11 protein-coding genes are annotated in these 12336 nt (G+C 74.0%); 4 read left to right on the top strand and 7 right to left on the bottom strand.

The window, feature by feature from the left end:
• Window positions 1-8: 8 nt before the first annotated feature.
• The 4 genes from ATM99_RS07260 to ATM99_RS07245 are packed head-to-tail and all read right to left on the bottom strand — an operon-like array spanning window position 9 to window position 4371.
• Complete coding sequence (locus tag ATM99_RS07260) at window positions 9-878, bottom strand: hypothetical protein (RefSeq protein WP_062102249.1); 870 nt, start codon at window positions 876-878, stop codon at window positions 9-11.
• A complete protein-coding gene (locus ATM99_RS07255; protein ID WP_062102248.1) occupies window positions 878-1930 on the bottom strand; it encodes a polysaccharide pyruvyl transferase family protein in 1053 nt (350 codons plus the stop codon). Before ATM99_RS07255 ends, ATM99_RS07260 begins: the two co-directional genes overlap by 1 nt.
• A complete protein-coding gene (locus tag ATM99_RS07250) occupies window positions 1920-2864 on the bottom strand; it encodes a polysaccharide pyruvyl transferase family protein (protein WP_082659402.1) in 945 nt (314 codons plus the stop codon). Before ATM99_RS07250 ends, ATM99_RS07255 begins: the two co-directional genes overlap by 11 nt.
• Before the next feature lie 22 nt (window positions 2865-2886).
• Window positions 2887-4371 carry a sugar transferase gene (locus ATM99_RS07245; RefSeq protein WP_062102247.1) on the bottom strand — a complete coding sequence of 495 codons (1485 nt, stop codon included), beginning with the start codon at window positions 4369-4371 and terminating at the stop codon, window positions 2887-2889.
• 421 nt (window positions 4372-4792) lie between these two features.
• Here ATM99_RS07245 and ATM99_RS07240 point away from each other — a divergent pair, with 421 nt between their 5' ends.
• Complete coding sequence (locus ATM99_RS07240) at window positions 4793-6274, top strand: NCS2 family permease (RefSeq protein WP_062102246.1); 1482 nt, start codon at window positions 4793-4795, stop codon at window positions 6272-6274.
• 133 nt (window positions 6275-6407) lie between these two features.
• Here the strand turns inward: ATM99_RS07240 and ATM99_RS07235 are convergent, their stop codons facing one another.
• A complete protein-coding gene (locus tag ATM99_RS07235; RefSeq protein WP_369798022.1) occupies window positions 6408-6761 on the bottom strand; it encodes a VanZ family protein in 354 nt (117 codons plus the stop codon).
• A gap of 140 nt (window positions 6762-6901) precedes the next feature.
• Between ATM99_RS07235 and ATM99_RS07230 the strand changes: the two genes are divergently transcribed.
• Entirely contained in the window at window positions 6902-8224 is a 1323-nt protein-coding gene (locus ATM99_RS07230; protein ID WP_062102244.1) for a UDP-glucose/GDP-mannose dehydrogenase family protein, read from the top strand.
• Window positions 8225-8262: 38 nt separating this feature from the next.
• Here ATM99_RS07230 and ATM99_RS07225 read toward each other — a convergent pair whose 3' ends face one another.
• Together ATM99_RS07225 and ATM99_RS07220 are read right to left on the bottom strand one after the other, a co-directional pair.
• Window positions 8263-8790 carry a CAP domain-containing protein gene (locus tag ATM99_RS07225; RefSeq protein ID WP_082659389.1) on the bottom strand — a complete coding sequence of 176 codons (528 nt, stop codon included), beginning with the start codon at window positions 8788-8790 and terminating at the stop codon, window positions 8263-8265.
• On the bottom strand, window positions 8777-10078 hold the full coding sequence (locus ATM99_RS07220; RefSeq protein ID WP_062102242.1) for a hypothetical protein: 1302 nt from the start codon (window positions 10076-10078) through the stop codon (window positions 8777-8779). Before ATM99_RS07220 ends, ATM99_RS07225 begins: the two co-directional genes overlap by 14 nt.
• Before the next feature lie 113 nt (window positions 10079-10191).
• On the opposite strand from ATM99_RS07220, the gene ATM99_RS07215 reads away from it, so the two are divergent.
• Window positions 10192-10677 (top strand): MarR family winged helix-turn-helix transcriptional regulator, encoded by a 486-nt coding sequence (locus ATM99_RS07215; protein ID WP_369798021.1) that lies wholly within the window; start codon window positions 10192-10194, stop codon window positions 10675-10677.
• Window positions 10674-11996, top strand: coding sequence for an MFS transporter (locus ATM99_RS07210; RefSeq protein WP_062102241.1), 1323 nt, complete (start codon window positions 10674-10676; stop codon window positions 11994-11996). Before ATM99_RS07215 ends, ATM99_RS07210 begins: the two co-directional genes overlap by 4 nt.
• Window positions 11997-12336 lie beyond the last annotated feature (340 nt).

Genomic DNA, 12336 nt, shown 5'->3' with positions numbered 1-12336 from the left:
GCCGCCGGTCATGGCCGGGCGGCGGCCGGGCGACCGTCACGGTCGGCCCCGATGCGGCGCCGCGCGGACTCGACGAACGGCCGGGGTCCTCGGGACCACCACCACGCGGAGGACCGCGACTGCGTGCGCGGGACGGAGAAGTCGCGTGCCATGCGGGCGTCGTAGGGGTGGGCGCGGCCCCGCAACGACTTGCCCGAGTGGTTCTCGCCGGTGTCGACGTGGTAGATCGCGCCCTCGAACGGCAGCGGAGCCATGCCGACCCCGTGCCCCGAGAACCACTCCACCGCGTCGCGGTGGGCACCGAGCACGCGGGGCAGTCGTTCACCGAACGCGTCGCTGATCTCCTGCTGGGTCGCGCCGACGTCGAGGTCGGCGGGCACGGAGTACGCCCCGAACGGCACGACGAGCGACGTGCCGCACGCCCGGTGGAACGCCTGCTGCTCGACGTACACCCCCCGAGCGCGGGAGTACATCCAGCCGCGGTCCACGAACCACCCCTGGTCGGGCTCGTGGGCGGCGACGAACCGCGCGAGGTCGCGGTGGACGAAGTCGTCGGCGTCGAAGATCATCACGTGCGTGGGGGCGTGCTTCACCGCGGCGAGCAGCCCCGTGCCGATCTTGGTGCCCTTGTCCCAGACGAACGGGGCGCGCGCGGTCCGGGGCCCCGATGCGGGGGCCGGTGCCGGGAAGTCGACCTCCACGAACTCCACCCGGGGGTCCAGGTCGCCGGCGGGTCGGCGGTTGCCCACCACGACGACCGTGAACTCGGCACCGACCTGTGCCGTCACCGACGCGAGGGTCTCGTGGAGGAGCTGCTCCACGAACGCGTAGTCGGCCGAGTTCTGGGGGTGGCGCAGCGACGTGACGAAGGTCAGCATCAGGCGCTCGCGTGGACGAGGCTCGCGAGGATCTCCTGCGCCTCGTCCTCGCTGGACGCGAAGTGCGCGGTGCGGAAGCCGTGGGTGTAGGCCTCGTAGACCGCGCCGACCTTGCCGTAGCTGTTGTCCAGCACGACGTGCTCGACCCCCAGCAGACCCGCGAGCACGTGCGCGTGGAGCCGGTCGACGAGCGCGACCGCGGCGTCCCGGTACACGGCCGTACCGCCCGCGACGGCCGCGCGGTTGATCGTCCACAGCGCGTGCCGCGTGAGCCGGTTGACCGCGGTCGACGTGCCGCCCGGCCCGAGTCGGCGTTCGACGCGTCCGGAGAACCGTGCCGTGGTCCGTGCCGCGCGCCAGGCTGTTCCGAGGACACCCTCCGGCGCCCAGTCGGTGACCCGTGTCTCGAGCCGTCCGGCGAGCGGCCGTGCGATGGCGGGGAGGTCGTGCGCACGCTCCTTGTCCTGCCTGGCCAGCACGAGCAGCACGTCCCGCGTGCGGTCCGGGTCCGACGGGCGAGGTCGGTGCCCGAGCGCCATGTCGTGGCAGAAGGCCTGCCGGACGTTCGGCAGCTGCGTCTGGGCGCGGTCCTGCGACGCGGGTTCGCGCAGCAGCAGGAGGAGGTCGGGGTGGGAGCCGAGGACACGATCGGCGTTCGCCGCACGTCGGCGGTCCTGGAAGTAGACGCTCTGGGGCAGCTGGACCACGGGGTAGTCGTGGAGCGTCCGGACGACCTCCTCGCGGTAGTCCTGGTGGCCGGGCCACAGGTCTCCGAGGTTGCCGCCGCCGTGCAGCAGGACGGTCCCCGTGGGCATCGCGCTGCGCAACCGGTCCGGGTCGAAGAAGTGCAGGTCCGACACGTAGCGGATGCGAACGCCCAGCTCCTCGAGGTAGGCGAGCTGGCCGGCGAGGATCAGCGCGTCACCCACGTTGCGCTGGTTCGGCACGTCGAGGAGGGCGACGTCGCGCGCGCCGCGGAGCGCCTCCGCGAGCGTCGCCAGCGTCGCGCTGCGGGCGTGGACGAGGAAGTCGGTGTCGGTCTCAGGTGGCACGGCTGCTCCTGTCGGCGTGTCGGGCAGGCGTCTCGGCGTACGTGCGTCGCCTCGGTGGGTGCGGGTCGTCCGGCGACGACGTCGGGACCGTGTCGCCGGACGGCGGCAGGACGCGGCTCGTGTCCCACAGGTCGACCGGGAACGCGTCGAGGAGCGCGGTCGGGTCCCAGCCGGCCAGCGCGGGCTCGCGTGCGGCACCGGGCGAGGTCGCGTACCTGGTCGCGCTGACGGGGTCGTCGAACGTCCGCAGCTCGCCACGTCCCGTCCCACCGGCGTAGTCGAGGTACTTGAACTCCGGCTCGACGCCCGCCCGGACGAGTGCGCACGGGATGCCGAAGGCCTCTGCGACGACGAGACCGTGCAGCGAGGAGGTCACGACGGCCTCCGACCGGGCGATCCGGCTGACGACGGCCAGCGGGTCGCCGCGCGGGTCCACGAGGTCCGGGTGACCGGCGTACCGCGACAGGTCGTGGAGGTTCGGGACCACCGAGAGCCGGGTCGTGCGGTCGACGTCGAGCAGCTCGGGCAGCAGGACCGGCAGCAGCAGCGCCGGGTCCCCGAACACCGGCGGGACCTCGATCTGCAGGTGCTCCTGGACCCACGCCGCCGTCGCGGGGCCGCGCACCGCTCGGACGTCGAGCCGCCGCGCACGGTGCGACTCGACCGGCTCCTTGCCGTTGACGCCCGAGCCCCAGACGGTGTCGCCGTCCCGCGCGAGGTGCAGGATCGAGCCGACCGTCAGGAGCCGCCGTGGCTCGGGTGGCCGTGCGCCCGCGGCCAGACCGACCGCGGGGAGCACCATCGACGTGACGAGCGGGCCGAGCAGGTCGCCGAAGTTGCCGACGCGCGGCCCGATCGCGAAGCGGTGCAGGAAGCGCAGCCTGTTGCGTCGAGGGTTCCAGTGCACGATCTCGACGCCGCGTCGGGGGCTCATGCCGGCCCGGTCGTCGTCCGGGTCACCGCGCACCCTCGGCGGCGAGCATCGCGCGGGCGGTGCGGGCGAGGATCGCCAGGTCGGTGAACAGCGTCCAGTTCTCGACGTAGCTCACGTCGAGGCGCATCGCCGATCGTGCGTCGAGGTTGGAGCGCCCCGAGACCTGCCAGAGACCGGTGAGTCCTGGCTTCACCAGGAGCCTGCGGTGAGCGGCCCGGTCGTAGGTGGCGACCTCGGCCGCGATCTGCGGGCGCGGGCCGACCAGGCTCATCTCGCCGCGCAGCACGTTGAACAGCTGAGGCAGCTCGTCGAGGGAGTAGCGCCGCAGGATCCGGCCGACCCTCGTCACACGCGGGTCGTTCTTCGGCTTGTAGAAGGCGCCGACGGCGTCGACCCCCTCCGCGGCGAGGACCTCCGCGAGACGGTCGTGGGCTCCGACGTGCATCGAGCGGAACTTCAGCATCCGGAACGTGCTCCCGTCCTTGCCGATGCGTTCCTGCGCGTACAGCACGGGCCCGGGGCTGGTCGTGCGCACGACCAGCGCGACCGCCAGCAGGACAGGGGACAGGACGAGCGTCACCGCGGCGGCCCCGAACCAGTCGACCAGCGACTTGAGCACGTACTTCGCCCCCTTGAACTGCGGGGCGTCGACGTACATCAGCGGCATGCCGTTGACGGGCTGCATGAGCACGCGGGGGCCGGCGACGTCGGTCAGGGCCATGGTGAGCGCGAGGTCGATGCCGGTCCCCTCGAGGTCCCAGCCCAGCTGGCGCACGGCTTCCCTGTCCATGGCGTCCGAACCGGCGACCGCGACCGCGGCGACGCCGTGCCGGACCGCGATGACGGCGGCCTGCGTGTGGTTCCCCAGCACGGGCACGCCGTCGATCGAGCGCACCTCGGGCGTCGTGCCGTCGGGGAGGCACACCCCGACCACCCGGTACCCCGCCTCGGGGTCGCGCTGCAGGTCGGCGACCAGGTTGGCGGCCTTGTGCCAGGGCCCGATGACCAGCACGGGGACCTGCGCCTCGCCGGACGCGCGGAGTCGGCGCAGCTCGCGTCGCCACCACGCGCGGTTCGCCAGCAGGAGGGCCAGCCCGAGCGGTGCCGCGATGCCCAGGTACCCCCGGCCGATCTCCATGCGGAACAGGAACGCGATGATCGCGACGCCGGCGAACAGGTGCCACGTGACCTCGAAGACGCGGGCGAACTCGGCGGACCCGCCGCCGAGGAGCCGGCGGTCGCGCGTGCGTCCGACCCCCAGCGCCGCGAACCACGTCGCGAACAGCGAGATCGAGACTGCCAGGTAGCTGGGCGAGAACTCGCCCGAGACGTACGCGTGGCCGTCGATCGGGAACCGCACGAGGTAGGCGACGCCGACGGCCAGGGCGACGGCGAGACCGTCGGTGACCGCGAGGCGCTGCGCGAGCGTGGTGGACCAGGTCAGCGGCGCCGTGCGTGACCGTCGGCGTGCCGGGAACAGTGGCTGGACATGCGTCGTGGACGTCATTCTGCTTTACCCCCCAGTTCAAGCAGATGCTGGTGCGGACGCTATACCGGATCCGGGCGAATGGCGATGGGGTGGGATGATTCGCGCGCGCTGTCGACACGCCCGGTGCGAACATCAGTGCAGGTCAGGCGTGGTGGCGTAGCGAGATGTTCCCTCGTCGGCAACATTCATTTCACACGTGAGGGTGTCGGTCGGCAGGCCCCGGCGGAGAAATCTGGACGCGCGTCCTGAATTGCCGGACACGCGTCCAGAAGAAAATGGACGCACGTCCTGCAGGAATGTGGACGCCCGACCGGGACGTCCGTGATCCGCGTCGGGCCGGCGTCGGCCGGGGGAGCGCCGTGCGCGGGAGGGCTCGCCGGCCGCTCAGGGCCTGGACGTCCCATGTGTGGAGGACCTGTGCTCTGCCACACTGCGCGCCATGGCGACTACTCCCCCCGAGGAGAAGGTCGGCGACGCCCCCGCGGCACCGCGCGGCGCGATCGACCGCTTCTTCCAGATCACCGAGCGCGGCTCGACCATCGGCAACGAGATCCGTGGCGGTCTCGTCACCTTCTTCACGATGAGCTACATCATCGTGCTCAACCCGCTCATCATCGGGACCCTGCCGGACAGCACCGGCCAGTTCCTCGGTGGCGGGGACTCCCCGAACCTCGCGATGATCGCGGCCGCGACGGCGCTCATCGCCGGCATCCTGTCGATCGCGATGGGCCTGGTCGCGAACTTCCCGATCGCGCTCGCGGCCGGCCTGGGCCTCAACGCGGTCGTCGCCTACACCATCGCGCAGCTGCCGGGCATGACCTGGGCGGACGCGATGGGCATCGTCGTGCTCGAGGGCCTGGTGATCCTCGCCCTCGTGCTCACGGGCTTCCGGACCGCCGTCTTCCGGGCCGTCCCGCGCAGCCTCAAGGGCGCGATCGGCGTCGGCATCGGCCTGTTCATCGCGCTCATCGGCTTCGTCAACGCGGGCTTCGTGCACCAGGGGCAGGGCACGCCGCTCGAGCTCGGGACGGGCGGCTCGCTGTCCGGGTGGCCCGTGCTGGTCTTCGTCGTGGGCCTGGTCGCCGCGATCGTCCTCATGGTCAAGAAGGTGCGGGGCGGGCTGCTCTACGCGGTCGTCGGCACGACCGTGGTCGCGCTCGCGGTCGAGGCGTGGGCGAAGGTCGGCGCGTCCGGTGCGGACAACCCGACCGGGTGGCACCAGAACGTGCCCTCGCTGCCCGACTCCGTCTTCTCGGTGCCCGACCTGTCGCTGCTGGGGCAGTTCTCGCTGCTCGGCGCGGTCGGCAAGATCGGCGTCCTGGCGGTCGTCGTCCTCGTCTTCTCGATCCTGCTGGCCGACTTCTTCGACACGATGGGCACGATGGTCGCCGTCGGCCAGGAGGCGAAGCTGCTCGACGCCGAGGGCACCCCGCCGCGGTCGAAGCAGATCCTCGTGGTCGACTCGCTCGCCGCCGTCGCGGGCGGCATGGGCTCGGTGTCGTCGAACACCGCCTACGTCGAGTCGACGTCGGGCGTCGCCGAGGGTGCTCGCACGGGCCTGGCGTCGGTCGTCACGGGTGTCGCGTTCCTGCTGGCGACCTTCCTGTCGCCGCTGGTCGCGATGGTCCCGTCGGAGGCGGCCGCGCCGGTCCTGGTCGTCGTCGGGTTCCTCATGGTGTCGCAGGTCGCCGACCTCGACTGGAAGTCGCCCGAGGTCGCGATCCCCGCATTCCTCACGCTCGCGCTCATGCCCTTCACCTACTCGATCTCGGTGGGCATCGGTGCGGGGTTCATCGCGTACGTCGTCGTCAAGGTCGCGCTTGGCCGCGCCCGCACGATCCACCCGCTCATGTGGGGTGCGGCGGGGGCGTTCGTCGTCTACTTCGCGCTCGGGCCGATCCAGCAGGCGCTCGGGCTCTGACGACCCGGCGCCCCGGGCGCCCGACGGGCCGGGACGCCGCGCACGCGCGCGGGGCCCCGGCCCGTCGGCGTCCCGGCGCGCACCCGCGGCGTCCCGGCGCGCACCCGCGGCGTCCCGGCGCGCACCCGCGGCGTCACCGCGCCGCGGCGCGGCGCGCCCGCGCGCGGGCCACCGCCACCAGGGCGGCGACGCCCACGCCCGCGCCCAGGGTGTTCATGACCACGTCCTGGATCGTCGAGACCCGGGTCGGCAACGCCAGCTGCACCGTCTCGACCAGCGTCGACGTCGCGGCCGCGAGCAGCACCACGGCCCACCACCGCCGCACCAGGAGCCCCACCAGCACGCCGAACGGCACGAACATCACGACGTTGGCCACCGCCTCGACGCCCAGGTACGTGACCGGCAGGCCGTGCCGGGCCAGCCAGGCGACGACCGCGCGCACCGTGCCGAGCGTCTCGTCGCTCGCCGGTGCGGGGGACAGGGTCACGACCGCGACCGCGGTGAGGTACGGCGCGAGCAGCGCTGCGGCGACCCGGCGGGTGCGTCGTGTGACCGGCGTCACTCCCGTTCCGAACCGTTCGTCCCGGTAGCCTGCGACCGGACGGCACTCGGCAGCGGGGGGACATCATGCGGATCTCGGTCATCGGCTGCGGCTACCTCGGGGCGGTCCATGCGGCCAGCATGGCGTCCCTCGGCCACGACGTCGTCGGGATCGACGTCGACCCCGGCAAGGTCGCGCGGCTCGCCGCCGGCACGGCGCCGTTCTACGAGCCCGGTCTGCCCGAGCTCCTCGCGAAGGTCGCCGACACCGGGCGCCTGACCTTCAGCACCGACATGGCGGACGCCGCGGGCGCGCAGGTCCACTTCCTGTGCGTCGGCACGCCGCAGCAGCACGGCGAGTTCCGGGCCGACCTGTCCTACGTCGACTCCGCGTTCACCGCGCTCGTGCCCCACCTCGCGCCGGGTGACGTCGTGGCCGGCAAGTCGACGGTCCCGGTCGGCACCGCGGAGGACCTCGCCGCCCGGCTCGCCGGCACCGGCGCGACGCTGGTGTGGAACCCCGAGTTCCTGCGTGAGGGCTTCGCGGTCAAGGACACGCTGCACCCCGACCGACTGGTCTACGGCCTGCCGACCGAGGCGGGCGTCCCGACGCCGGAGGGCGAGGCCGCGCGCGCCCTGCTCGACGAGGTCTACGCGACCCCGCTGTCGGAGGGCACGCCGCTCGTCGTCACCGACTACGCCACGGCCCAGCTCGTGAAGGTCGCGGCCAACTCGTTCCTCGCGACCAAGATCTCGTTCATCAACGCCATGGCCGAGCTGTGCGAGGCCACGGGTGCCGACGTCACGCGCCTCGCGGACGCGATCGGCTACGACGCGCGCATCGGCCGTCGGTTCCTCAACGCCGGCCTCGGGTTCGGCGGCGGCTGCCTGCCCAAGGACATCCGCGCGTTCATGGCGCGCGCCGGCGAGCTGGGCGTGGACCAGGCGCTGTCGTTCCTGCGCGAGGTCGACGCGATCAACATGCGGCGCCGCGTGCGCGTCGTGGACCTGGTGCGGGAGGTCTGCGCCGGCTCGATCGTCGGGCGGCGGGTCGCGGTCCTCGGGGCGGCGTTCAAGCCGGACAGCGACGACGTGCGGGACTCCCCGGCGCTGTCGGTCGCGGCGCAGATGCAGCTGCAGGGCGCGCACGTGACCGTCACCGACCCGCAGGCGGTCGAGAACGCCCGGGCCAAGTGGCCCGACATCAAGTTCGCGAGCACGGCGCACGAGGCGGTGCAGCAGGCCGACGCGGTCGTCCTGGCCACCGAGTGGGCCGAGTACCGCGACCTCGACCCGGCCGAGGTCGGCCAGCTCGTCGCGCACCGCGCGATCGTCGACGGCCGCAACGTGCTCGACCCGGCCGCGTGGCGTGCCGCCGGCTGGACCTACCGGGCCCTCGGCCGCCCCTGACGTCGCACGTCGGCCCGGGCGCTAGCCCTGCCCGGCCGTCAGGGGCCGACGAGCACGAGCGAGCACAGCACCTCGCCCGCGTCGTGCACGCACGCCGCACCCGCCTGCGTGAGCGCGGGGTCCTCGATGTTCGCGCGGTGCCCCGCCGACCCCATCCACGCCTCGACGACGTCCCGCGGCGGAGCGGCGGCCCGGGACAGGTTCTCGGCCGCGGTGGTGAGCGGCGCGCACGCGGCCAGCACCGGCCCGAGCGGTGCGTGCTCGAGATCCGCGCCGACGAGGGCCGCCGCGCGCTCGGCGGCCGCGGCCCGTGCGCACGGCGCCGGCTCCCAGGCGGTGGCCCCGGTACCCGTGCGCGCGGCGTCGGAGGCCGCGAGCAGCTGCGCGGCGTAGTCGTCGAGGTCGGCCGTCGCCCAGGAGGGCGCGGCCGGGTCGGCGGGGTCGTCGTCGCGCCCCGCGGTCAGCGCGGCGGCCGCGCCGAGGCCGACCGCCACGACCAGCAGGGCGACCGCGAGCACCCCGGGCCGGCTCCACCGGTCCCCGCGGCGAGCGTCAGGAGGCGGCACGTGCCCAGTGCATCGCGACGTCGTACCGGTCCCAGCGCGCCGCCGGCGACGACGGCGCCTGGGCGGCGTTGACGAGCAGGGCCGTCTCGCGCAGCGTCAGCCCGAGCAGCCGCGCACGTTCGAGGACCTCGCCGCCGGGGTCCGCCGTGCGCGGCGCGCGGGCGGGCGCCGGGTGCCGGTGCAGGTCGACCGCGCTGCGGGCGGCCGTGAGCGCGACGACGCCGGCACGGTCGGCGTGCTCGAGCACGGCGGCGTGCACCGCGTGGTCCTCGGCGCCCAGGCGCGCGCCGCGCTCGAGGTGCGGGTCGAGCAGCAGCGCGTCGACGGGCAGCTTGTCGAGCGCGACGAGCGGCTCGCGCCCGGCGCCGTAACCGGTCAGGACGACGCGGTGCCCGCGGCTGCGCAGCGCCCGCAGCGCGTCGACGACCTCGGGGAGCTCGGCGAGCCACGCGGCGACGCCGACCCACGTGCCGGGCGGGCACCGGTCGACGAGCGCCTGGACCAGCGTCGTGCGGGCCGGGCCGGTCCCGGAGAGCACGGCCGTCGCGTCCCACACGACGGGCCCGTCGTCGAGGTCGGGCACCACCGCGCGACCGACCGCGTCGCACGTCGCGACGGCGGCGTCGGCGAACCGCGGGGCCCGCGTCACGGCGAGCAGACCTTCGGCGCGTTCGGCGTGCGGGCCGTCGGCCCCGTACGCGTGCAGGCGCACCTGGGTGCCGAACCGTGCACCGGTGCGGGCGTCCCACACGGGGCGGCGGGTCGAGCGCAGGTCGGTCCAGTGGTCCTGCGCGGGCAGCGACCCGGGCGGTGCCACGAGCCGCTCGACCGCGCGGGCGACCACGTCGGAGGAGTCGCTCGACGGGCCCTGGGACGTCGTGACGAGCGGTGCGGGGCCGGCCGCGCGGTCGAGCTGCGCGTGGAGCTCGGGGAGTCGCGCGCGCAGCGCACGGGCGTCCTCGGGCGTGGACATGACGAGCAGGGCGGCCGACGCCTCGCCGATCGCGACGACGGACCCGGCGCGGTCCGCCCAGCGCTCGAGGTCGCGGCACAGCACGCGTTCGGCGGCGTCGAGGCCGCGCGCGCGGCCGGGCAGGGTGCGCGTCGTGGCGGTGTCGTAGCCGAGCGCGACGACCGTGAGGACGGCGGACTCGCCGCGCGTCCGCTCGCACTCGGGGGTCAGGGAGATCGGGGTGGCGCGGTGCGTCACCGGGTCGGTCGACGACGCCAGCAGGCGCTCGACGGCGAGGGCGTCGTTGGCGACGTCCCAGTCAGAGCCACGAGTCACGATCCCCTCCCCATCGTCCGACTGTTCCGCACCGGCGGGTGACGGCGCAAGACACGTCCACGGCCGGGCGACGACACTTCATGACTGTAGGTAATGATGTAAGGTAATGACCTGTGACCATCGAACCGGACCTCGCACCCCCGGTCGGTCCCCGTCTCCCCGACGCGCCCACGTCCGTCCACCCGGACCTCGCGCTGGCGACCGAGCTGCGCGTCACGCTCGGCCGCACCACCCGTCGCCTCAAGGGCGAGCGCGGGGACGCGGGTCTGTCCGACCCCCAGTTCAACGTGCTCGCGATCCTGCTGCGCGAGGGGCCGATGACGCCCGGGCGGCTCGCCGACCACGAGCGCATCGCGGCCCCCGCCATGACCCGCACCGTCAACTGCCTCGTCGACCGCGGGCTCGTGCGCAAGGACGAGCACCCCACCGACGGCCGTCAGGTCGTCGTCACCCTCACGCCGCAGGGCGAGGACGAGGTCACCGAGACCCGTCGCCGTCGCGACGCGTGGCTGTCGGCACGTCTCACCGGGCTGACGGCCGACGAGCGCGCGACGCTCGTCGCGGCGTCCGAGCTGCTCCGGAGGATCGCCGCGTCGTGAGTGCCACCTTCTCGTCCCTGTCGTACCGCAACTACCGCTTCTGGTTCGCCGGCGCCCTCGTGGCGAACGTCGGCACCTGGATGCAGCGCGTCGCGCAGGACTGGCTCGTCCTCACCGAGCTCTCGGACGACTCCGGCGTGGCCGTCGGCATCACGACCGCGCTGCAGTTCGCCCCGACGCTCGTGCTGTCCGCGTGGGCGGGCCTGCTCGCCGACCGGTTCGACCGCCGCAAGCTCCTCGTGCTGACGCAGGTCGCGCAGGGCGCGCTGGCGGCCGGGCTCGGCGCGCTCGTGCTGTCCGGCCACGCCCAGCTCTGGCACGTGTACCTGTTCGCCGGGATGCTCGGCGTCGTCACGGCGATCGACGCGCCCGTGCGCCAGACGTTCGTCGCCGAGCTCGTCCCGCAGTCGCGGCTGTCCAACGCCGTCGGCCTCAACAGCGCGTCGTTCAACGCCGCGCGACTGGTCGGCCCCGGGCTCGCCGGGCTGCTCATCGCGGCCGTGGGCAGCGGCTGGGTGTTCGTCATCAACGCCGCGACGTTCGGGGCCACGATCCTGTCGCTGGTCGCGATGCGGCGCTCCGAGCTCTACCCGATGCCGCACGCACCGCGCGCCAAGGGGCAGATCCGCGAGGGCATCGCCTACGTGCGCAACCGCTCCGACATCGTCGTCATCATGGCGGTCGTCGGGGTGGTCTCGACGTTCGGCCTGAACTTCCAGCTCACGAGCGCGCTCATGGCTCGCACCGAGTTCGGCCGCGGCGCGCAGGAGTACGGGATCCTCGGGTCGGTGCTCGCGATCGGCTCGCTGACCGGTGCGCTGCTCGCGGCGCGCCGCGACCGGCCGCGCGTGCGCCTGGTCATCGGCTCGGCCTTCGCGTTCGGGATCGCGACGGGCGTGCTCGCCCTCATGCCGACGTACGCGAGCTTCGCGGTCGCGTGCATCCCCGTCGGCCTCGCGTCGCTCACGATGATGACGGCCGCGAACTCGAGCATCCAGATGTCGACCGACCCCGCGATGCGCGGCCGGGTGATGTCGCTCTACATGATCGTCTTCCTCGGTGCCACGCCCGTGGGCTCCCCGGTCGTCGGCTGGATCGGCGAGACGTTCGGCGCCCGGTGGTCGATCGGGATCGGCTCGATCACGGCGCTCGCGGTGTCGGTTGCCGCGGCGTGGTGGGCGCGCAAGCACTGGGGCGTGCAGGTGCGGTACCGCGTGACGTCGCGCCCGCACCTGCAGGTGCTGCACCCCGCGGACCGGGTGCGCGCCCCGCAGCGCGTCGCGGCGCAGGACGCGGCCGACGCGCAGCACGCCGCCTGAGGTCGCCCCACGCCCGGGGCCCACGACGGCACCACGCGCGGGTCCAGGCGTCCGCACGTGGGGGCCGTCCGGGCGAAGGGCGGGGTGAAACCCGCGCCGTCCGGGATGTCCGGAACGCCCCGTGTGTCACGATCCTCGGGTGGACCTGACGGCGACCGCCCGACCAGCACCCGGCGCCGGCGACCCCGGGGTCGCCGCGCCCGCGGCCGACGGACCCCACGAGGGCCCTGCCCACGAGGGCACCACGCGCGGGTCCAGGCGTCCGCACGTGGGGGCCGTCCGGGCGAAGGGCGGGGTGAAACCCGCGCCGTCCGGGATGTCCGGAACGCCCCGTGTGTCA

It is taken from the genome of Cellulomonas sp. B6 (genome assembly GCF_001462455.1).
Classification (GTDB): domain Bacteria; phylum Actinomycetota; class Actinomycetes; order Actinomycetales; family Cellulomonadaceae; genus Cellulomonas.
The sequence above is the reverse complement of the archived record's forward strand: the minus strand, read 5'-3'. Positions and strand labels throughout refer to the sequence as shown.